Below are 20,262 nucleotides of genomic sequence, written 5' to 3' on the forward strand. Positions count from 1 at the left end.
CGATGATTCCCCTCTACTACAACACGCGCAGCCTCTGGGCCCGGCGGCTGTCGACGGGGCTCACCGTGGTGGGCCTGGGGCTCGTCGTCTTCGTCTTCGCCGCGGTGCTGATGCTGGCCAACGGCATCGAGTCCGCGCTCGCCTCGGGAGGAGACCCGCGCAACGTCGTCCTCCTCAACAAGGGCTCCACCAGCGAGCTGATGAGCACCGTGGAGCGCGATGCCCTGCGGGCCCTGGGCAGCGCGACGCAGGTGGCCTCCTCGGTGCAGGGGGACCCGCTGGTGGCCGGCGAGCTGGTGGTGCCGGTGCTGCTGCCCCGCCCGGACGGCAAGGAGTCCAACGTCAACGCGCGAGGCATCGGTCCCCAGAGCTTCGCCATCCGGCCCGTCGTGCGGCTCATCGCGGGACGGCCTCCGAGGGTGGGGACGAACGAGATCGCCCTGGGCGAGGCGCTGGTGGGTCGCTCGCCGGGAGCGCGGCTGGGAGGCGAGCTGCGCTTCGCGGAACAGCGCTGGCCCGTGGTGGGCGTCTTCTCGGCGGACGGCGGGGCCTACGAGTCCGAGCTCTGGGTGGACGTCAACCGGCTGGGCTCGGCCTTCGACCGGCCGGGGCTCAGCTCCATCGTCGTGCGGACGGGCTCGGTGCCGGCCCGGGATGCCTTCATCCAGGCGGTGGAGGGAGACCCGCGCTTCACGCTCGAGGCGAAGCCGGAGCCCGAGTACTGGGCGGAGCAGGCCACATGGCTGGCCACCTTCATCCGGGTGCTCGGCCTGTTCGTGTCCTTCATCTTCAGCGTGGGCGCGGTGCTGGGGGCGATGATCACCATGTACGCGCAGGTGTCGGCGCGGATCACCGAGCTGGGCATGCTGAGGGCGGTGGGCTACCGGCGCCGCAGCGTGCTGGCGAGCATCCTCATCGAATCGGCCGTGCTGGGCGCGGCTGGAGGGGTGCTGGGCGCGCTGGGGGCGCTGGCCACGCGGTGGATGGAGATCCGCACCCTGAACTTCCAGACGTTCGCCGAGGTGCGCTTCGGCTTCACGCCGACACCGGGCATCGTGGTGGCGGCGCTCGTCTTCGGGACGCTGATGGGCACACTGGGCGGGATGTTGCCCGCGCTGCGCGCCTCACGGCTGTCCATCCTGGATGCACTGAGGGCCTAGCTCCCCTCTCCCGAAGGGAGAGGGGAGGGGGCTCAGCCCGGCTGGCAGACCTGGCGCAGGATGTCGAGCGACTCCAGCGCCTTGCCCGCTCCCATCACCACCGCCGACAGCGGATCCTCCGCCAGGAACACCGGCAGGCCCGTCTCCTCGCGCAGCAGCGTGTCCAGGTTCTTGAGCAGCGCGCCACCACCGGCCAGCACGATGCCGCGGTCCGCGATGTCTCCGGCAAGCTCCGGCGGCGTGCGCTCCAGCGTCAGCTTCACCGCCTCCACGATGCCGTTCACCGGCTCGCTCAGCGCGTCGCGCACCTCGTCGCTGCTCACCGTCAGCGTGCGCGGCACTCCCGCCACCAGGTCTCGACCCTTGATCTCCATGGTCATGACCTCCTCGGTGGGGTACGCCGTGCCGATGCCCATCTTGATGAGCTCCGCCGTGCGCTCGCCGATGAGCAGGTTGTACTTGCGCTTGACGTACTGGATGATCGCCTCGTCCAGCTTGTCGCCGCCGATTCGCACGCTCTTGGCGAACACGATGCCCGCCAGGCTGATGACCGCCACGTCGGACGTTCCACCGCCGATGTCGACGATCATGTTGCCGCTCGGCTCGGTCACCGGCAGGCCGGCTCCAATGGCCGCGGCCATCGGCTGTTCAATCAGGTAGACCTCGCGGGCACCGGCATTGGCGGCGGCTTCACGCACGGCGCGGCGCTCCACCTCGGTGATGCCCGAGGGGATGCCGATGACGATGCGCGGGCTCACCAGCGACTTGCGGTTGTGCGCCGTCTGGATGAAGTAGCGCAACATCGCCGCGGTGATCTCGAAGTCGGCGATGACGCCGTCCTTCATGGGGCGGATGGCCACGATGTTGCCCGGCGTACGGCCGAGCATCTCCTTGGCCTCCTTGCCCACGGCAAGCACCTTCTTGCCGCCCCGCGCGTCCTGCTGCACGGCGACGACGGAAGGCTCATTGGAGACGATGCCTTGACCGCGGATGTAGATGAGCGTGTTGGCCGTGCCCAGGTCGATGGCGAGGTCGCGCGAAAAGAGAGTGTGGAGCCAGTCGAACATACGGGGGCGGAAACTTTCGGTGGTGCGGCGTCATTTCCCTGCACTTTCAGGGAACGCGCGGCAACCTACTACGCAGGGCTCTCAGCAGGAAGAAAAGGCAACTGTCAAGTGCACGGCCCGGCCGGAGAGCGTCCGGGCCTCGGGGCCCCCCGTCCTCTCCCTCCATCCGCCCTTCCTCCCTCTGAGAGATGGTCCGGGGTGAGGGGTTTCCCCCACATGCTCGCCGCTCGCCCGGCTCCTCTCAGTAGGAGGGGCGGGGCTCGGTCTCCTCGGCCAGGAGGAAGGTGTCCGCCGCTTCCCCGGCCTCCTGCTCGGTGGAGACGGGGCCGAGGTGGAAGGGCTCGGCCACCGCGCCGGTCTCCACCGCATGCCGGTACTCGGGTGTCTGGCGGAGGGCCTCGCTGGTGATGCGCAGGAGGGCCTCGCGCACGGGCTCGAAGAGCAGGCCGGCGGCGTACCAGAAGGGGGCGTAGTCCAGGCGGACGAGCCCCTTCACGTTCAAACCCCGCTGCTCGTAGTCCCAGGGGCAGCGGCCGAGCGCCTTGCGCAGCACCCATCCCGTGGCGAACTCGGCGCCCAGGATGACCGTGGTGTAGGCAAGTGCGCGCACGGGCCGGGGAAGGAAGCGCAGCCGGTCATGGAGGAACTCCAGCCCCAGCGCCGTGGCGCCGTAGATGGGGTGCATCCAGAGGTACGTCGTCGCCGTGGCGTTCCTATCCCGCTCGAAGAGAGCCGCCCCCATGCCGGTGAAACACACCTCCATCACCCAGCCAGCACACCCGTACAGCAGGAATCGCGGTAGCACTCTCGGAACCTAGGAACCGGATTCCCGATGGGCACCTGGGACAGGCGGTCGGTGAGTCACCGGGCGGACGAGCGGGCCCAGGGCGGGCCGGAGGGTGTCGGCCGCCCGACACCCTCAAGGGGTACTCAGCGTTTGATGGCGTACTTGCCGATGGCGTAGAGGGCCCGGACGCCATCCTTCCAGCCGATCTTCTTGCCCTCCTCGTAGGTGCGCCCGTGGTAGCTGATGGGCACCTCGAAGACGCGCCAGCCCCCGCGAGCCACCTTGGCGGTGATTTCCGGCTCGATGCCGAAGCGGTCCTCCTCGATGTTGACCGACCGGATGACCTCGGCGCGGAAGGCCTTGTAGCAGGTCTCCATGTCCGTGAGGTTCAGGTTGCTGGTCATGTTGGACAGCATGGTGAGGAAGTGGTTGAGCACCGAGTGCCAGAAGTAGAGGACTCGCCGGGGCGTGCCGGTGAAGCGGCTGCCGAAGACGACGTCCGCGTCGCCATCGATGATGGGCTGGATGACGCGGGGAATCTCCTTCGGGTCGTACTCGAGGTCCGCGTCCTGGATGATGACGATGTCCCCGGAGGACTCGGAGAAGCCGCGGCGCAGGGCGGCGCCCTTCCCCTGGTTCTTCTCCTGGAAGAGGATGCGCAGCTCGTTGCGGTTCTTCGGGGTGCCGTCGAGGGCGGACAGGCCCTTGTCGGCGAGCTGCTGGAGGAACTCGCGGCTCCCATCCCGGGAGCAGTCGTCCACGATGACGAGCTCCTTGGGGAAGTCCACCGCGGTCACGCGGCGGAGGATTTCGGCGAGGGTGGCAATCTCGTTGTAGACGGGGATGACGACCGAGACGAGCATGGCGGGGCCGGCTCTATCCGATTTCCGAGCCCCGCGCGACTCTTCGGTAGGGGGAGCCCCTGGAAACGGGGACGCCCCTCCTACCAGTACCGGCGCTGCGCAGGGGGCGGAGGGGCCGGCGCGGGCACCGGCTCGAGCATGCCGCACCCCAGGAGGCGATCCACCGCCGCCTTGACCTCCTTCGAGGAGGCACAATCCTCCAGGCCGCGCGCCGCCTCCGAGACGGTCCTCTCCCCCATCCCGAACTCCACGAGGAAGAGCCCATCCTCCGAGGTGAGCCCCCGGGGGCTGCTCCAGGCCTCACGGGCCGCGTCGAACTGGGCTCGCCCCGCCCCCGCACGCGCCTTCTCCACCATGAGGGTGTACGCCGACACGGCCTCGCTGCCCTTCGGGGAGAGCCGGAACTTCTGCGCACGCCCGAAGCGAACCTTCTCTGGAGTCTCGTCGTTCATACCACCGCCTCCACCATGACCGCTTCCACGACCTCTGGCTGGCCCATCCGCTTGAGCCAGCGCACGTGGCTCCCCAATGCCGCGCCCACGCTCTCCTGCGCGCGGTAGCGCACGCCGTGCTCCCGGCACGTCTCCTCGACGAGCCGCGAGAGCGCCGGGTAGTGCAGATGGCACACCCTCGGGAACAGGTGGTGCACCACCTGGAAGTTGAGCCCACCCAGATACCAGCACAGCAACCGATTGCCCCGCGCGAAGTCCACCGTCGTCTCCACCTGGTGCACCGCCCACTCGCGCGCGAAGGTGCCGCCGCCTTCGGGCACCTCGGAAAACTCCGCCTCCTCCACGCAGTGCGCGAGCTGGAACACGCTCGCCAGCGTCAGCCCGAGGACGAACGAGGTCAGCGCGTAGCAGAGCGCCACCTTCCACACGGGATGGAAGAGGGCCGGCACCACCAGCGCCCAGCCGATGAAGAACAGCTTCCCGCCGAGGACCCCGGCCAGCTTGCGCCCGGTGGGACGCGGCATCTTCTGCCGCCCGACGCTCCCGTTGAGCACGTCCTTGAAGTCATCGACGAAGTGCCACTTCACCGCGAGCAGCCCGTAGAGCATCCAGATGTAGACATGCTGGAAGCGGTGGGCCGCGTGCAGCCGCTGGCCCGGCGCCACCCGGCAGAAGGGCTGGATGTCGATGTCCGCGTCGAGCCCGACCACGTTGGGATGGCTGTGGTGGAAGATGTTGTGCTTCCAGCTCCAGACATAGGAAGACGCACCCAGGACATCGAGCGTCCACGCGAGCAGCCGGTTGATGCTCTTGCGCTCCGAATAACCTCCGTGGTTGGCGTCGTGCTGGATGCTGAAGCCGATGCCGGCCATCGCCAGTCCGAGCGACACGCACCCGAGGACCGCGCTCCAGGGACCCGTCGCCACGAAGACGAGGAAGGCATACGAGGCCGCGAACCAGCCGAGCAGCGCCGCCGTCTTGGCGTACATGCCGGGCAGATCGCGCTGTGCTCGCCCGCTCTCCTGGAAGTACCGCTCTACCCGTGTCTTGAGAGCCTGATGAAAGGGTCCCGCCTCCGGAAACTTCGCCTTCGTCGCCTGCGACAACGTCCACCCGCTCTCGGGCCACCGATGGGTTCGCGGTCCGCGCGGGGCAAATCCCGGCGCGGTCGTACCCCAGCTCGTGGTGACGCCACCTTCGTAACACGTTCGGACCTCGTGGCGGTCACGTGGTGGTCACGAGGTGGAACTTTATCGGTTACCGGAAGTTCGGAGGCTCCCCCACCAGCCGAGAGCCCCGGCGGCGAGCCTCAGGCCGCCCGGCGCAGTGCCTCCAGCAGTGCGTCCAGGTCCCCGTCCGTGGTGAGCGGGTTGATGATCGTGGTGCGCAGCCACACGCGCCCACCGAGCGTCGTCTGCACCAGGTAGAAGTCCCCGCTCGTGACGAGCGACTCGCGCAGGCGCACCTGGAGCGCGTCCAGCTCCGAGGCCGGCACCCCCTGGGGCGTGTGCCGGAAGCAGACGATGTTGCAGTCCGGAGGCACCGCCAGCTCGAAGTCCCCGGCGGCCTGGAGGCGCTCGGCGAAGCGGCGCGACAGGTCGAAGGTACTGGTGACGGAGTCCGCGAAGAGCTTCGTGCCCAGCACGCTCAGGCTGGCGTACAGCTTGAGCGCCATCATCTCCTTGGTGCACTCCAGCGTGCGCAGCGCCACGTCGCTCCACGGGCGCGTGTCCTGGCCCGTGAAGAGATAGGAGGCCTCCTGCGCGAAGGCCTCGAAGGAGCGGTTGCCCTCGCGGAAGAGCACGGCGGTGATGAGCGCCGGCATCATCATCAGCTTGTGCGCGTCCCACACCACCGAGTCCGCGCGCTCGATTCCCTTCACCCGGTGGCGGTACGTGGGGCTGAGCGCCGTCGAGGCACCATGCGCCCCGTCCACGTGGAACCACAGGCCGTGCTTCTCGCAGAAGTCGGCCACGGCCTCGAGCGGATCGAACGCGCCCGTGGCGGTGGAGCCGGCGCTGGCCACCACGGCGATGGGACGGCGGCCCGCGCGCTTCGCTGCGGCGAGCACCTCCTCCAGCGCCTCGGGGCGCAGCCGGTAGCGCGCGTCCACCGGCACGGGCGTGACGCCCTCCGCACCCCAGCCCATCACCTTGGTGGCCCGCGAGACGCTGTAGTGCGTGGACTCGGGGACGAGCACCGTGAGGGGCGGCCCCGCCGTGGCGCCACCGTTCCACGCGTCGAAGCCCGCCTTCGCCTGGCGCGCGGCCAGCAGCGCGGTGAGGTTGCCGGCGGAGCCACCCGAGGTGAGCACGCCTCGCGCGCCCTCCGGCATTCCGAGCACCCCGGCCATCCACCGCAGCACGTTGTGCTCCATGGCGGTGGAGACGGGCCCCATCTCGTACACGGCCATGCCGTTGTTGAGCAGCGAGGAGGCGAAGTCGCACAGTGCCGACAGCGGCACCGGGGCCGACACCTGGTGGCCCACGTAGCGCGGGTGGTGCAGGTGGTGCGAGCCCTCGATGACCCGCGAGAGCAGGGCCGTGAGGTCGCCGGAGGGCTCCTCGGGGAAGTCCGCGGGGAAGCGCTCGACGTTGGTGGCGGGCGGGGCCCAGGGCAGCACCGGCCCCTCGCGGCGGAGGGTGCGCGCGAGGTGGTCGGCGAGCTGATCCACCAGCTGATGCCCGAGGCGGCGGAAGTGCTCGGGGTCGTAGGCGGCGGCGAGGCGGGAGGATGACATGGGGCCTGCATGGCCCCGTGGCGTCCGGGCGTCAATGGATTCGTGGTCCATGGGACGAGGAGAGGGGTCTCCTGCTTGCACCCTGGTCGTCACGCGTGGTTTCAGTCCCTATCCACACCGTGAAAGGAGGCCCTCCATGGCCGCCCGTATCACCATCACGTACTGCAATTCCTGAGGCTACAAGCCTCGGGCCGCCCGTGCGGCGGCCGTGCTGAAGAAGGAGCTGAACCTGGACGCGGAGTTGAAGCCCGGTCCCTCGGGCAGCTTCATCGTGGAAGTGGATGGCAGGCCCGTGGTGAAGAAGGAGTCGCTCGCCTTCCCCACCGAGCAGCAGATCGTCGAGGCCGTGTCCAAGGTGCTCGGCTCTCCGGGCAGCTCCTGACCCCCGGCGTGCGGGCGGCCGGGGGCTCGCCACCCGGTGCCACGCTCCCCAGCCAGGACCCAGGGCCCCACCTTCGTGTCACGGGAGGTGTGGTCATGGGTGCAGCCTGGATGGAGTCCCCTTTCGAGCGGCGCTCGATTCAGCACGCGATGAAGGTGCGGGATCAGGACGGGAAGGTGCTGGGGAAGGTGGCGTGCATCGGAGAGACGGTCCTGTTCGTGCGCCAGCGCTTCTCCCGCAGGCTCTGGGCGGTGCCCCTGTCCCATGTGGAGCGGGTGACGGGGCAGGGCGTGTACGTTTCGGGCCGGGAGCACGCCGCCGTGGAGCCGGTGGGAGACCGGCTGCGCACGGAGATCATCACGGCAGTCCATCCGTTGGCCGAGCCCCCGCGGACGCACGCATGAGGATGGTGCGCCGGGCGGGGTTTCGTGCTTGAAGGAGCGGTCATGTCCTCCATCGAGAGTCTTTCCCAGAGGGTGTCCGCGGCCTTCGCGGACCGGGCGAAGCTGAAGGAAGCCGATTACGCCGCGGCGGTGCGCGAGACGCTGGCGCTGCTGGACGCGGGCGAGCTGCGGGTGGCCGAGAAGGGCCCCGAGGGCTGGAAGGTGAACGCCTGGGTGAAGGAGGCCATCCTTCTGTTCTTCGCCATCTCCGACATGAAGGTGATGGAGGTGGAGCCCTTCGAGTTCTTCGACAAGATTCCGTTGAAGAAGGGGCTGGAGGGGGCGGGCGTGCGCGTGGTGCCGCCGGGCGTGGTGCGCTATGGGGCCTTCGTGGAGCGCGGGGCGGTGGTGATGCCCGGCTATGTGAACATCGGCGCGCGCGTGGGCGCGGGGACGATGGTGGACACCTGGGCCACGGTGGGCAGTTGCGCGCAGGTGGGGCGTGACGTGCACCTGTCGGGCGGCGTCGGACTGGGCGGGGTGCTCGAGCCACCCACCGCCTCGCCGGTCATCATCGAGGACCGCGCCTTCATCGGCAGCCGCTGCATCGTGGTGGAGGGCGTGCTGGTGGAGGAGGAGGCGGTGCTGGGCGCCAACGTGGTGCTCACGGCCTCCACGCCCATCATCGACGTCTCCGGCCCCGAGGAGAAGGTCTACAAGGGCCGGGTGCCGGCGCGCAGCGTCGTCATTCCGGGCATGAAGGAGAAGCAGTTCCCCGCCGGCCGCTACATGGTGCCGTGCGCGCTCATCATCGGGCAGCGCAAGGAGAGCACGGACAAGAAGACGAGCCTCAACGCGGCCCTGCGCGACTTCGCCGTGCCGGTATAGGCCCCGTCGCAGGGCCCCTCTGTCTGGCCTCGCCCGCCCGCTGTGTTGCCTCGGGGTGAGGCCGTGCACATGTCCAGAGGGGATGGGGCGAATCCCCGGACGGGCAGCAGGGGTGGCGCGAGCCCGTCCGGAGGCAGCCTCGGATGGACTCGCTTCAGGAAGACACGGACTTCGGCGACTCCTTGATGGAGGAGGTGGTGCACGCCGAGGAGCCCTGGCTGCCCAGTCCCGTCCCCGGAGAGAAGCTGGGGGGGCCCACCGGCCGGCGCTTCGAGATACAGCTGGCGCTGGGCCGCGGCTCCATGGGCGAGGTGTTCCGGGCCTGGGACTCGGAGCTGCAGCGCGAGGTGGCGCTCAAGTTCCTGACGCCCCGCTCCGCGTCTCTCGGGAGCCGGGCCACCGAGCTGCTCCAGCGCGAGGCCCGGGCCATCGCCCGGCTGAACCACGAGAACATCGTCCGCCTCTTCGACGTGTCCGAGTGGCGTGTCGAGCACGGAGGACAGCGGCTGCCCTTCCTGGTGATGGAATATCTGGAGGGTCAATCGCTGGCGGAGCTGCTGCTCAGGGGCCGCCCGGAGCTGAAGCAGGCGATGATGCTCATGGAGGGCGTGGCCGCTGGCCTGGCCCACGCCCACCTCCGGCATCTCATCCACCGGGACCTGAAGCCAGCCAACGTCTTCCTCACCCGCGAGGGGACGGTGAAGCTGTTGGACTTCGGCCTGGCCCACCTGGTGGCGAGCACCCTGCCCGTGCCGGAGATGTCCACGGCGGGCACTCCCCTGTACATGGCGCCAGAGCAGTGGTTGGGCCGGCCCCAGGACGCGCGGACCGACGTCTGGGCCGCGGGGCTGCTGTTCTACGAGCTGCTGACCGGCGTGCGGCCCTTCCCCTTCCTGCGTGCCGATGAGCTCCGTGCCCGGGTGACCTCTCCGGAGCCGCTGCCCTCGGTGCGCGCTCTCCGCCCCGAGTTGTCGCCGGAGGTGGAGCAGCTGCTCGCCTCGGCGCTGGCCAAGGACCCCACCCGGCGCATTCCCTCGGGGCAGGAGCTGTTGGAGGAGCTGCGCGAGCTGGGTGAGCACCTCGGGCTGCGCCGCGAGCAGGGACAGAGCTCCCTTCCCCAACGTCGACAGGTGACGCTGGTGTGCTGCGTGCTGACCGGCCTCCCGGCGGCGCTCGACCCCGAGGATCTCGATGAGCTGGAGACCGCCTTCCATGATAGCTGCGCGGAGCTGCTCGGCCAGCAGGGGGGCTCGGTCACTCCGGCCATGGGCTCCCAGGTGCTGGCCTGCTTCGGCTACCCCCATGTCCAGGAGGAGGACTCCAGGCATGCCGTCCACGCGGGATTGCTCCTGATTCGTGAGCTCCCCCGGGTGCTCCAGCACAAGCTGCCTCACCCGTCCACGCGAGGGCTCTCCGTGGCGGTCGGCATCCACACGGACAGGGTGGCGCTGCACGAGAGCGCGGGGGGGCCCGTCCTGTCGGGCGAGGCCCCCGATGTGACCGCCTGGCTGGCCCGGCAGGCCGAGCCCGGCACGGTGCTCCTCAGCGAGGCCACCCGGGCCCTGGTGCGTGCCGCCTTCGAGCTGGAGTCGCTCGGGAGCCGGAGCCCCACGGTGCCGCCGGCCCAACACCCGGTGCGGGTGTTCCGGGCGCTGAGCGAGCGCAAGGGGGGCTCGCGCTTCGAACGGACGCGCGAGGCCTTCGGGCTGACCCCCCTGGTCGGGCGGGAGCGCGAGCTGGGAGAGGTGCTCGGCTTGTGGGAGCGGGCCCGGCGAGGGCAGGGCGCCGCCCTCCTGCTCCGTGGCGAGGCCGGCCTGGGCAAGTCCCGCCTCATCCACGAGGTGCGCTCACGGCTGGCTCCCGAGGCCGACTGCCGCCTGAGTGCCCAGTGTGGCTCCTCGTTCTCCACCAGCGCGCTCTATCCCATCATCGAGCTGCTCCAGCGCCTGCTCGAGGACGCACGCGCGGAAGGCTCCTCGTCCTTCTCGCTTCGTGGGGTGGAACAGCGGCTGCGCGCGCTCGGCCTCTCGGTCGAACACCGGCAGGCGCTCGTCTCACTGCTGTCCCTCCCTCCCCTGGAGACGCTGCCCTCCACCCAGCTCACGCCGGAGCGGCGCAAGTCCCTGGTCTTCGAGGCCCTGGCCCTCCTGCTGCGGAGCCTGGCTCACGAGCGCCCGGTGCTGGCCGTGGTGGAGGACCTGCATTGGGCGGACCCTTCCACCCTGGAGCTCCTGGCCTCGCTGCGCGAGTCGGTGACGCAGTCCCGGGTGCTGCTGCTGCTCAGCTCCCGCCCCGAGTCGCGCGACGCCGCGCCCCTGTGGCCCGGGCTCCACGTCCTCTCGCTGGAGCGGCTGTCCGAGAAGAACACCCAGGTGCTGGTGCGGGAGATGGTCCGGGGCCGGTCCCTGGCCTCGGACGTGGTGCGGCAGCTCGTGAAGAGGACGGAGGGCGTTCCGCTCTTCGCCGAGGAGCTGACGCGCATGATGCTGGAGCGGCAGGCCGCTGGAGATCCGTCCGCCTCCATTCCCCTGAGCCTGCACGAGCTGTTGCTCGCGCGCCTGGATGCGCTGCCTTCGCGGCAGAAGATGCTGGCGCAGCTCTGCTCGGTGATGGGGAGGAGCTTCTCGAGTGCCCTGGTGGCGGCGCTCACCCAGCAGTCCGAGGCCGCCAGGCACAGGGACCTGGAGGGGCTGGTCGCCGCGGGCATCCTGGAGCGGGAGGGGCCGGGCGAGGGGCCGACGGAGTACCGGTTCCGGCACGCCCTCATCCAGGACGCGGCCTGTCAGTCGCTGCTGCGTGGCACCCGGCGCGAGTACCACCAGCGCATCGCCGAGGTGCTGGAGGAGTCCTTCCCCGACGTGGCGGAGTCCCATCCGGAGCTGCTGGCGCATCATTATACGGAGGCGGATCAGCCCGCGCGGGCCCTCGAGTGGTGGGCTCGCGCCGGGGAGCTCGCCAGCCAGCGCTCGGCCAACCAGGAGGCCATCGAGCACCTCACGCGGGCGCTGAAGCTGTTGCGCTCCCTGCCGGACGCGAGCCAGCACCGGGGCGAGGAGCTGCGGCTCCTGGTGATGCTGGGCATTCCCCTGGTGCAGGCTCGGGGCTATCAGACCCCGGAGGTGGAGCAGATCTTCTCTCGCGTGCGCGTGCTGTTCGGCGCGGTGGGCGACGAGCTGTCCCGGTTGGAGCTGTCCTACTGGTGGGTCTTCTCCTTCTATCTGGCGCGCGGCGAGCTGCCCCTGGCGCGGGGGCTGGCGGATCGGCTGGTGGACCTGGGTCAACGCCAGCACCACCGGGAGCTGCTCGCCCTGGGGCACTGGATGGTGTGCATGGTGGCCTTCTCCCGAGGGGAGGGCCGCGCCGCGCGGGAGCATGCGGAGCTCGCGCTGGAGTGCTCGTACTTCACCCTGGAGGAGCACCGGGTGCTGGCTCTCCGGTACTGGGTGGATCCGCGAGTGGCGGCGCTGGCCTCCGGCTCGGTCATCCTCTCCTGGGGAGGTGAGTGGGAGCAGGCCCGCTCCTGGGCGCAAGAGGCGCTATCGCTGGCCGGACGGATCGGCCACCTGCACACCTCCGCCTTCGCCCTCTACTCCGTGGCACTGGGCTCCCAGTTCCGGGGGGATGTGGCCAGCACCCTGGAGCTGGCGGAGCGATGCCTGGCGCTCTCGAGCGAGCACGACTTCCGGTTCTGGCGGGGCGGCTCGGCGCTCCTGCGCAGCTGGGCCCTGGCCGGGCTGGGGTGGGCGCCGCAGGGCCTGGCGCTCATGCGGCAGGGGTTCGAGCAATTGCACGCCTCCGGCATCCAGGCCAGTCGGAGCCACTCCCGCGGCATGCTGGCGGAGATCCACCTGCTGCGCAGACAGCCCCAGCAGGCGCTGGAGGTGGTGGACCAGGCGCTGGCCGAGCTGGGCGAGGAGCGCTTCTACGCCTCGGCACTGCACCGGCTGCGGGGAGAGAGCCTGCGCCGGCTCGGCCGTGAGCAGGAGGCCGAGGCCAGCTTCCGGTGTGCGCTCGCGGTGGCCCATGAGCAGGGGGCCCTCAACTTCGAGCGCCTCGCGCGGCAGAGGCTCGAGCAGTCTCCCGCTCCCTCCGCGCCGCCGGTGCCCGCATGACACGCGCGCCGCTCATCACGAAAGTTGCTTTACGGCTCCCTCTTCTGAGTGGGCGCGTTCCATGAGGTCCCGACCGAGGAACCGATGAGGTGATGACCGCGTATGAACCCCCGACCGACCCGGTTTCGTCTGCACTTCCACGGCAAGTTGCTCGCGGCCTTCGTCCTGGTGCTCCTCCCGGTCCTGGGGCTGCTGATCGCCGGCTTCCTCTCCGACCTGCGAAGGACCCAGGCGTTCATCCTGGAAGCCCAGTCGCTGACGGCCCAGTCCGTCGCCGTGCAGGTCTCCGAGGTCTTCGATGGCGCCATCGGGCTCGGCTGGGCCGTGGCGCAGGACCCCATGATCCGCGCCCTGGACCCCGGCGTGCTGGACTCGCACCTGAGGACGATGGTCGAGCACAGCCCCCTCTATGAGTCCATCGGGGTCTACGACGCCCAGGGCATCCAGCGAGGGTGGGGAGGCCCGGCCGGCTTCGCCGAACCCGGACCCGACATCCACGACCGCCCGTACTTCCAACAGGTGATGGCGAGCAATTCCCCCGTCATCTCCGACGTGCAGGAGATGGAGCACACCCGGCGCGCGGGGTTGATCGCCATCATTCCCATCCATGGCGACGGAGGACGGTCCATCGGGGTCGTCACCATCCGGCTCAGGTCCGAGCAGCTCGCGGATCGCTTCCTGGATGCCCGCTTCCAGCAGCGGCAGGTCATCCTCCTGGTCGACCCCAGCGGCAGGCTGGCCTTCCATACCGGCGCCGCCTACCTCCCCTACCGGCAGAGTGGTTCCTACCTCCACTTCGACGCCGTGCATGAGGCGCTCAAGGGACTGCCGAGCCGGTTGGCCCGGTTCAAGAGCCCCTTCCTGGGAGACGAGCACCTGGGGGCCTTCACCCCAGTCCCCCGGTATCCCTGGGCCGTGGGGGTGTCGGTCGAGCGCGACCTGGCCCTGGCACCCATCTACGCGCAGATGCGCCTGAGGCTCGGCGTCTTCGGGGGCATCCTCGTGCTGAGCCTCCTGCTGGCCCTGGGGCTGACGCGCTTCTATGCCCGCCCGGTGCGGCAGCTCCGGGCGGCCGCCCTGGCGCTGGGACGGGGCGACCGGGAGGCGCGCGTGCACATCCAGACGGGGGATGAGATGGAGGACCTGGGCACGGCCTTCAACACCATGGCGGCCGAGGTCGCGCGGCGCGAGACGGAGGTGAACGCCCTGCACAAGGAGGCCGAGCACCAGGCGCTCGAGCTGGCGGCCATCATCAACAGCGTGCCGGATGCCATCTTCCTCGCCAGCCCGGAAGGGCGGGTGGTCAGCACCAATCCCGCGGGCGCCCGGCTGGTGGGGTTCAAGGGCCAGGCCACGTTCGACGAGATTCCCCTGTCCGAGAGCCTCCAGCGCTACGACCTCCGGCACCCGGATGGACGCCCGATGGCGCAGAAGGAGCTGCCACTGGCTCGCGCGCTGAGGGGGGAGACCTTCACCGACGCGGAGATGCGCCTGCGCAGCCTGGATGGCAGACAGCTCCTGCTGAGCACCAATGGCGCTCCCGTCCGGGATGCGTCCGGGCAGATCATCCTCGGGGAGATCGTCATGCGCGACATCACCCGGCACCGGCAGGAGGAGGAGGCCCTGCGCAGGAGCGAGGAGAGCCTCGCCCAGGCGCAGCGCATCGCGCACCTGGGCAACTGGGATTGGGACCTGGCGAGCAATCAGTTCCACGGTTCGGATGAGGTCTGCCGCATCCTGGGTCTGGCCCCCTACGCGTGCGCGCTCTCCTATGAGACGCTCCTCTCCCTCGTTCCTCCCGATGAGCGGCAGGGCATCGAGAAGGCGATGGAGGCGGCGCGGGAGAGGCTGGAGCCCTTCCGCCTGGACCATCGCATCCTCCGCCCGGACGGCACGGAGCGCATCGTCCACCAGGAGGTCGAGGTCCTCCAGGACGAGGAAGGCCACCCGGTGCGCATCCTGGGGACGGTGCAGGACATCACCGAGCACAAGCGGGTGGAGGACGAGCTGGAGCGGCTGCTCGACCAGGAGCTGGCGCTGGCGCGGGTCGGCCAGGCGCTGGTGAGCGAGGTGGAGCTCGAGCGCATCGCCGAGGTGGTCATCGAGCAGAGCCTGCACAGCCTGCGCGCCGATGTCGTCGCGCTCTGGCTGGCCGAGCCGGAGCGCCGGGAGCTCACCCTGCTCGCCTCGCACCATCTCCCGAAAGACGAGCGTCTGGGGCACCTCTCCTTCGATGCTCCCGTGCTCGCGGCGCAAGCGGCCCGGACGGAGCTCATCCAGGTCGTCGAGGACGTCCAGACGGAAGGACAGCCCGGCGTCTCGTGCATCTGGGCGGAAGAGGGGGTGCGCGGCGTGGCGGCGTTTCCGCTGCGCTCGCGCGGGCGCCTGGTGGGGGTGATGACCTACGGCACCTACGCCACACGCACCTTCTCCTCTCGCGAGCTGGAGTTCCACTCCACGCTGGGCCAGCTGTTCGCCGTGGCCATCGAGAAGGCCCGCCTGTTCCAACAGGTGCGCGACGCCCTGCGGCTGCGCGAGGAGTTCATGGCGGCCGCCGCCCACGAGCTGAAGACTCCCGTCACCGCCATCCAGACCTGGGCGGAGGTCCTGCTTGAGAAGGAGGCGCCCACTCCCCGCCAGAGCAAGGGGCTCGCCGCCATCGCACGCAACACCCGGCGCATCACCCGGTTGGTGGAGCACCTGTTCGCCGCCGTGAAGATGGCTCCCGGTGTGCCGAAGCTGAAGCGCCAGCCGTTCGAGCTCCACGCCCTGATCCAGGAGCGGGTGGAGAAGGCGGCGGGAACCACGGAGTGCCCGATCCACGTCGAGGCCCCCGACTCGCTCGTCGTCGATGGCGATGGCTACCTGCTGGGCGAGGTGCTGTCCCATCTGCTGGAGAACGCCATCCGGTACTCCCCCCAGTCCGGTGGAGCCATCGAGCTGGAGGCCCGGAGGCAGGGAGGCGAGGTGGTGGTGTCCGTGCACGACCACGGCCCGGGCATTCCGCCGGAGCGCCAGCCCCATGTCTTCGAGCCCCTCTACGAGCCGGTGCCACCCGGGTCGCCGGGCTACACGGGGGTGGTGGGGCTCGGGCTGTACCTGTGCCGGCAGATCATCGAGGCGCATGGGGGACACATCTGGCTGACGAGCTCCCCGGGAAAGGGCTCGACGTTCTCCTTCCGCATCCCCCTGGCGGAGGCTTCGTCCGGGGAGCACCTTCCCGTGTCCGGTCCCGAGCGGGAGCTCCTCCTTCCAGGATGAAGGGAGGAAGGGAGGTATGGTGCCCGCCGTGAACTCATTCAACTGGCGTTCGGAGAGCGACGAGCCCGCTCCGTCGAGACTCTCTCCCGTCGATGACCGCCTCACCGCGGACGCGGCGCTGCGACGGGTCCGGCGCGGCGAGCACCTGCTGTACACCGGCGATTTCCACAACGCGAAGCAGCTCCTGGGCGCCATGGGGCGCCGCCTCCCCGAGCCTCCCTCGGCGCGCTCGCCCCTGGAGGCCTTCCGGGCGGAGCGCCGCGCGCGTCAGCTCGAGCACGAGACGCTCTCGCGCATCGTGGTGGCCCTGGACCGCTCCTACCGGCTCGAGCTCAAGCGCGCTCCCGACGTCGCCGAGGCCTGCCGGTGGGTGTGGGGCGAGCCCGAGGCCGACACGACGGTGGTCTCCTTGAAGACGCTGCTCGGCATGCTCGGCGCGGCGGAGTGGCGCCGCAAGGGCCTCGCGGTGCCCGGTCTCGAGGGGAAGATCCACCCGCATTACGGCGTCTACCTGCCCACGCGCACCGACTACGTCGAGCTGCTCCTGTCGATCACCGAGGTGAAGGGAAAGAAGGTGTTCGACGTGGGGACGGGGACCGGCGTGCTCTCGTTCCTGCTCCTGCAGCGCGGAGCGGCCTCCGCGGTCGCGACCGATTGTGACTCGCGCGCCGTGGCGTGTGCCCGGGAGAACGCCGAGCGGCTCGGCCTCTCCAAGCGCTTCGAGGTCATGGAGGGAGACCTCTTCCCGCCCGGCAAGGCCGACCTCGTCGTGAGCAATCCGCCGTGGATTCCCGAGCCGCCGAAGAACCGGGTCGACCGCGCCGTGTTCGATGAGGACGACCGCTTCCTGCGCGGGTTCCTGGAAGGACTGACCGGACACCTCAACCCGGGAGGAGAGGGGCTGCTGTTGCTGTCCGACCTCGCGGTGTTGCTCGGGCTGCGCTCCGCCGGGTGGCTGGACGAGCAGCTCGCGCGCAACGAGCTCGTCGTGAAGTGGAAGCGGTCGACTCCGGCGCGTCATTCGAAGGCGAAGGACCGGTCCGACCCCCTGCACGCGGCGCGCTCCCGCGAGGTCACTACTCTCTACGGGCTCAGTCCCGCTCGACCCTAAATCTTACCGATTTCTGTACGGGTGCCACCCCCCCGCGATTCGCCAAGGCATTGAAATCACAGCTATCTACCCCTGCGCGCTTGTTGGCACGGCGGATGCTCTATGGCTTCCACGAGAAGTCGGTCGGGCAGGACGGGTGAGGCGGTCGGGGTAGGGCGGGGCAGTTGGGGTTGTGGGTGGTGGGGGTTGGGTCGGGGCAGGGCGGGGTGGTCGGGGTTGGGGTCGGGCGGGGTGGTCGGGGTTGGCGGGTGGGGTTGGGTAGGGCGGGGCGGTCGGGGGGGTTGGGTAGGGACCGAAGGGTTGGGAGTTTTCTGGGGCAGTAACGGTTGGGTGGGTTGGGGATGGGCGGGTTGGGTTGAGCAGGGGCGGTAGGTAGGGAGTCTTCGGGGGTAGTGACGGGGAAGTGCATCGGGGAGGAGCTGCTGGGGAGCGGCTCCTCCCCGATTGTTTTTCCGTACGCGCGGGGTACTGCTGACCCCCACGACTCCCACGGGTAACCTCTGGCCGGGAGCAATCCATGACCGACCTCGCGACCCGACTCGCCCAGTCCACGCTGTCCCTGTGCCGCATCCCCAGTCCCATTGGTGAGGAGCGGCTCATCGCCGACCACGTGGAGCGCTGGGCGCGGGCGCACTTCCCCCAGCGTGAGGTGTTCCGTCAGGGGCACTCGCTGGTGCTGGGGAGCCTGCAGGATCCGAGGCCCACGGTGGCGCTGGTGGGGCACCTGGACACGGTGCCGGCGCACCCGAACGACCTGGAGCCGCGAATCGAAGGCGAGCGGGTCTTCGGCCTGGGGGCGTCGGACATGAAGGGCGGGCTGGCGGTGATGATGGCGCTGGCGGAGGACCTGCCGCGCGAGCAGCTGCCGGTGAACCTGGTGGTGGTGCTCTACGAGCGGGAGGAAGGCCCGTATCTGGAGAGCGGACTGGGGCCGCTGTTCGACACGAGGCCGGAGCTGAAGCGGGTGAAGTTCGGCATCGCGATGGAGCCGACGGACGGGGTGGTGCAGGTGGGGTGCGTGGGGAGCCTGCACGTGACGCTGCGGTTCAAGGGGAGGAGCGCGCACTCGGCGAGGCCGTGGCAGGGGGAGAACGCCATCCACAAGGCGGGGCCGCTGCTGGCGCGGCTGCTGGAGATGCCGAGGCGCGAGGTTCTGTACGGGGAGTTCGCCTTCTACGAGGTGATGAACATCACGAAGGCGTCGGGAGGGCGTGCGCGCAACGTGATACCGGAGGGGTTCGAGCTGAACCTGAACTATCGGTTCGCGCCGGGGAAGACGGTGGAGCAGGCGCAGCGGGACGTGCGGGAGCTGGTGGGGGACGTGGCGGAGCTGGAGTTCACGGACCTGGCGCCGAGCGGGCGGGTGTGCGCGGACAACGCGCTGTTCCAGGAGCTGATGAAGCTGACGGGGCTGCCGGCGGCGTCGAAGCAGGCGTGGACGGACGTGGCGCGTTTCTCGGAGCTCGGGGTGGACGCGGTGAACTTCGGGCCTGGGGAGACGGCGCAGGCGCACCAGGCGAACGAGAGCGCGCCGATTCCGGCGTTGGCGGTGGCGTACGAGAAGCTGGCGACGTTCCTGAAGGGAGCACGTTGAACCAATCATCACCCCTCTCCCTCCGGGAGAGGGACGGGGTGAGGGTATCTCGGGCCCCGGGTTGAACCCGTGTCCGCCCCCTCTCCCTCTGGGAGAGGGCTGGGGTGAGGGTCTTCCGTCCAGTTCCTCCACGGAGACACTCCGAGCCCGAACCACCGTGCAAGAATGAGCGGTGTCCGGGTGTTGAGAGACTCAGATGAACCCTCAGCTGCTCTTCCAGGAGTCCGCGTCCTTGCGGCGCATGGTGGTGCTGATGGTGCTGATCGCCATCCTGCTCTTCCACTGGGAGCCGGATGCCCGTCTGCTCAGCGCGCCAGCGCAGCGGCGGGAGTCCGACGGGCCCCTGCCCGAGGACGGAAGTGAGGTTGGAACGCAGGCCGCGAGACCGCTCCACTCGGCGCACTTGGAGGCCATCCCCCGGCGCCTGCCCGGTCCGCGCCAGTCGGCGAGGCGTCGTCCGGGCCGGCGCGGCTGAGCCGAGCACGAGCTCTCATCGCGAGGATGCGGAAGCCTTCCGCTGGCGCGCCGTGAGGGCCAGGAGCACGCCACACAGCAAGGCACCGCCCGCGCCCACCAGCCGCGGCGTCAGCGCCTCGCCGAGCAGCAGCACGCCGCCCGCCGCCGCCACCACCGGCACCGCGAGCTGCACCACCGCCGCCCGTAGCGCCGTGAGGTGCGGCAGCGCCGCGTACCACAGGCTGTAGCCCACGCCCGAGGCCAGCGCCCCCGAGGCCACCGCGAGCCCCACGCCCGCTGGAGTCGCCCGCGGTGCTCCCTGGACGAGCAGCGCCAGCGCGGAGAGCCCCAGCGTCATTGGCACACTCCGCAGGAAGTTGTCCGCCGTGGCCGCCAGCGGGTCCGCGTTGCCTCGTCCTCGCAGCGAGTACACGCCCCACGCCACGCCCGCTCCCGCCATCAGCGTGGCCCCGAGCGCGTCCGGTGCCGTGGCTCCGGGCAGCCGCAGCACCAGCAGCCCTCCGAGTGCCATCGCCAGCCCCATCCACTCGAGCACCCGCGGGCGCTCGCCCCGGAAGAGGCCCACGCCCAGCATCGTCGCCTGTACGCATCCGAAGAGGAGCAGTGCTCCCACTCCCGCCGGGATTCGCACGTACGCCAGTGAAAAGCCCGCCGCGTAGGTGAACAGCGCCAGCGCCGAGCCCCATGAGCCCCGGCGCTCTCCTCCTCCCCGTGCTCGCAGGAGGAGCCACAGCACCAGTGCTCCCGAGAGCAGTCGCACGCTGGTGAAGCTCGCCGCGTCGATTCGCCACGCTCCGTTCTCGAGCGCCGCCCGGCACAGCAGCGAGTTGGCCGCGAATCCCATCAGGGCCAGGACGGTGAGGACCGCGGTCTTCAGCACGGGGGCAACCTGGGGGCTCCTATACCCTCACCCCGACCCTCTCCCAGAGGGAGAGGGAGGGGATGGGGGGAGGGGATGGGGGGAGGGGATGGGGTTGGGAATGGG

At 70.0% G+C, this 20,262-nt stretch carries 15 protein-coding genes and 1 pseudogene; 9 read left to right on the forward strand and 7 right to left on the reverse strand.

Annotation, left to right across the window (positions count from 1 at the left end; genetic code table 11):
- Window positions 1-2: 2 nt before the first annotated feature.
- Window positions 3-1,160 (forward strand): ABC transporter permease, encoded by a 1,158-nt coding sequence (locus JRI60_RS05585; RefSeq protein WP_204224822.1) that lies wholly within the window; start codon window positions 3-5, stop codon window positions 1,158-1,160.
- Window positions 1,161-1,192: 32 nt separating this feature from the next.
- Here JRI60_RS05585 and JRI60_RS05590 read toward each other — a convergent pair whose 3' ends face one another.
- The 6 genes from JRI60_RS05590 to JRI60_RS05615 all read right to left on the reverse strand — a co-directional run bounded on the left by JRI60_RS05590 (window position 1,193) and on the right by JRI60_RS05615 (window position 7,069).
- Complete coding sequence (locus JRI60_RS05590; RefSeq protein ID WP_043412497.1) at window positions 1,193-2,227, reverse strand: rod shape-determining protein; 1,035 nt, start codon at window positions 2,225-2,227, stop codon at window positions 1,193-1,195.
- A gap of 241 nt (window positions 2,228-2,468) precedes the next feature.
- The gene (locus tag JRI60_RS05595; protein WP_204224823.1) at window positions 2,469-3,032 is read right to left on the reverse strand and encodes a putative ABC transporter permease; all 564 of its coding nucleotides are present in this window, start codon (window positions 3,030-3,032) and stop codon (window positions 2,469-2,471) included.
- A 125-nt stretch (window positions 3,033-3,157) separates the two neighbouring features.
- Complete coding sequence (locus JRI60_RS05600) at window positions 3,158-3,877, reverse strand: glycosyltransferase family 2 protein (protein ID WP_204224824.1); 720 nt, start codon at window positions 3,875-3,877, stop codon at window positions 3,158-3,160.
- Window positions 3,878-3,957: 80 nt separating this feature from the next.
- The gene (locus JRI60_RS05605; RefSeq protein WP_204224825.1) at window positions 3,958-4,329 is read right to left on the reverse strand and encodes a hypothetical protein; all 372 of its coding nucleotides are present in this window, start codon (window positions 4,327-4,329) and stop codon (window positions 3,958-3,960) included.
- Entirely contained in the window at window positions 4,326-5,318 is a 993-nt protein-coding gene (locus tag JRI60_RS05610; protein ID WP_239470364.1) for a fatty acid desaturase family protein, read from the reverse strand. Before JRI60_RS05610 ends, JRI60_RS05605 begins: the two co-directional genes overlap by 4 nt.
- A gap of 320 nt (window positions 5,319-5,638) precedes the next feature.
- Entirely contained in the window at window positions 5,639-7,069 is a 1,431-nt protein-coding gene (locus JRI60_RS05615; RefSeq protein ID WP_204224827.1) for a pyridoxal phosphate-dependent decarboxylase family protein, read from the reverse strand.
- Between the two features lie 187 nt (window positions 7,070-7,256).
- On the opposite strand from JRI60_RS05615, the pseudogene JRI60_RS05620 reads away from it, so the two are divergent.
- The 8 genes and pseudogenes from JRI60_RS05620 to JRI60_RS05655 all read left to right on the forward strand — a co-directional run.
- A pseudogene (locus JRI60_RS05620) lies at window positions 7,257-7,451 on the forward strand (SelT/SelW/SelH family protein); the annotation flags it as partial.
- A gap of 95 nt (window positions 7,452-7,546) precedes the next feature.
- On the forward strand, window positions 7,547-7,855 hold the full coding sequence (locus tag JRI60_RS05625) for a PRC-barrel domain containing protein (RefSeq protein WP_239470366.1): 309 nt from the start codon (window positions 7,547-7,549) through the stop codon (window positions 7,853-7,855).
- 42 nt (window positions 7,856-7,897) lie between these two features.
- Window positions 7,898-8,722 (forward strand): 2,3,4,5-tetrahydropyridine-2,6-dicarboxylate N-succinyltransferase, encoded by an 825-nt coding sequence (locus JRI60_RS05630; protein WP_204224828.1) that lies wholly within the window; start codon window positions 7,898-7,900, stop codon window positions 8,720-8,722.
- A 143-nt stretch (window positions 8,723-8,865) separates the two neighbouring features.
- Window positions 8,866-12,834, forward strand: a complete 3,969-nt coding sequence (locus JRI60_RS05635; protein ID WP_204224829.1) for a protein kinase domain-containing protein — start codon at window positions 8,866-8,868, stop codon at window positions 12,832-12,834.
- A 102-nt stretch (window positions 12,835-12,936) separates the two neighbouring features.
- The gene (locus JRI60_RS05640; protein WP_204224830.1) at window positions 12,937-16,095 is read left to right on the forward strand and encodes an ATP-binding protein; all 3,159 of its coding nucleotides are present in this window, start codon (window positions 12,937-12,939) and stop codon (window positions 16,093-16,095) included.
- A gap of 28 nt (window positions 16,096-16,123) precedes the next feature.
- Entirely contained in the window at window positions 16,124-17,206 is a 1,083-nt protein-coding gene (locus JRI60_RS05645) for a N5-glutamine methyltransferase family protein (protein WP_239470367.1), read from the forward strand.
- Window positions 17,207-17,723: 517 nt separating this feature from the next.
- On the forward strand, window positions 17,724-18,800 hold the full coding sequence (gene dapE / locus JRI60_RS05650; protein WP_204224832.1) for a succinyl-diaminopimelate desuccinylase: 1,077 nt from the start codon (window positions 17,724-17,726) through the stop codon (window positions 18,798-18,800).
- A gap of 196 nt (window positions 18,801-18,996) precedes the next feature.
- A complete protein-coding gene (locus JRI60_RS05655; protein ID WP_204224833.1) occupies window positions 18,997-19,275 on the forward strand; it encodes a hypothetical protein in 279 nt (92 codons plus the stop codon).
- 15 nt (window positions 19,276-19,290) lie between these two features.
- Here the strand turns inward: JRI60_RS05655 and JRI60_RS05660 are convergent, their stop codons facing one another.
- Window positions 19,291-20,157 carry a DMT family transporter gene (locus JRI60_RS05660; protein WP_239470368.1) on the reverse strand — a complete coding sequence of 289 codons (867 nt, stop codon included), beginning with the start codon at window positions 20,155-20,157 and terminating at the stop codon, window positions 19,291-19,293.
- Window positions 20,158-20,262: the final 105 nt, after the last annotated feature.

The sequence above is a fragment of the Archangium violaceum genome (assembly GCF_016887565.1).
GTDB lineage: Bacteria > Myxococcota > Myxococcia > Myxococcales > Myxococcaceae > Archangium > Archangium violaceum_B.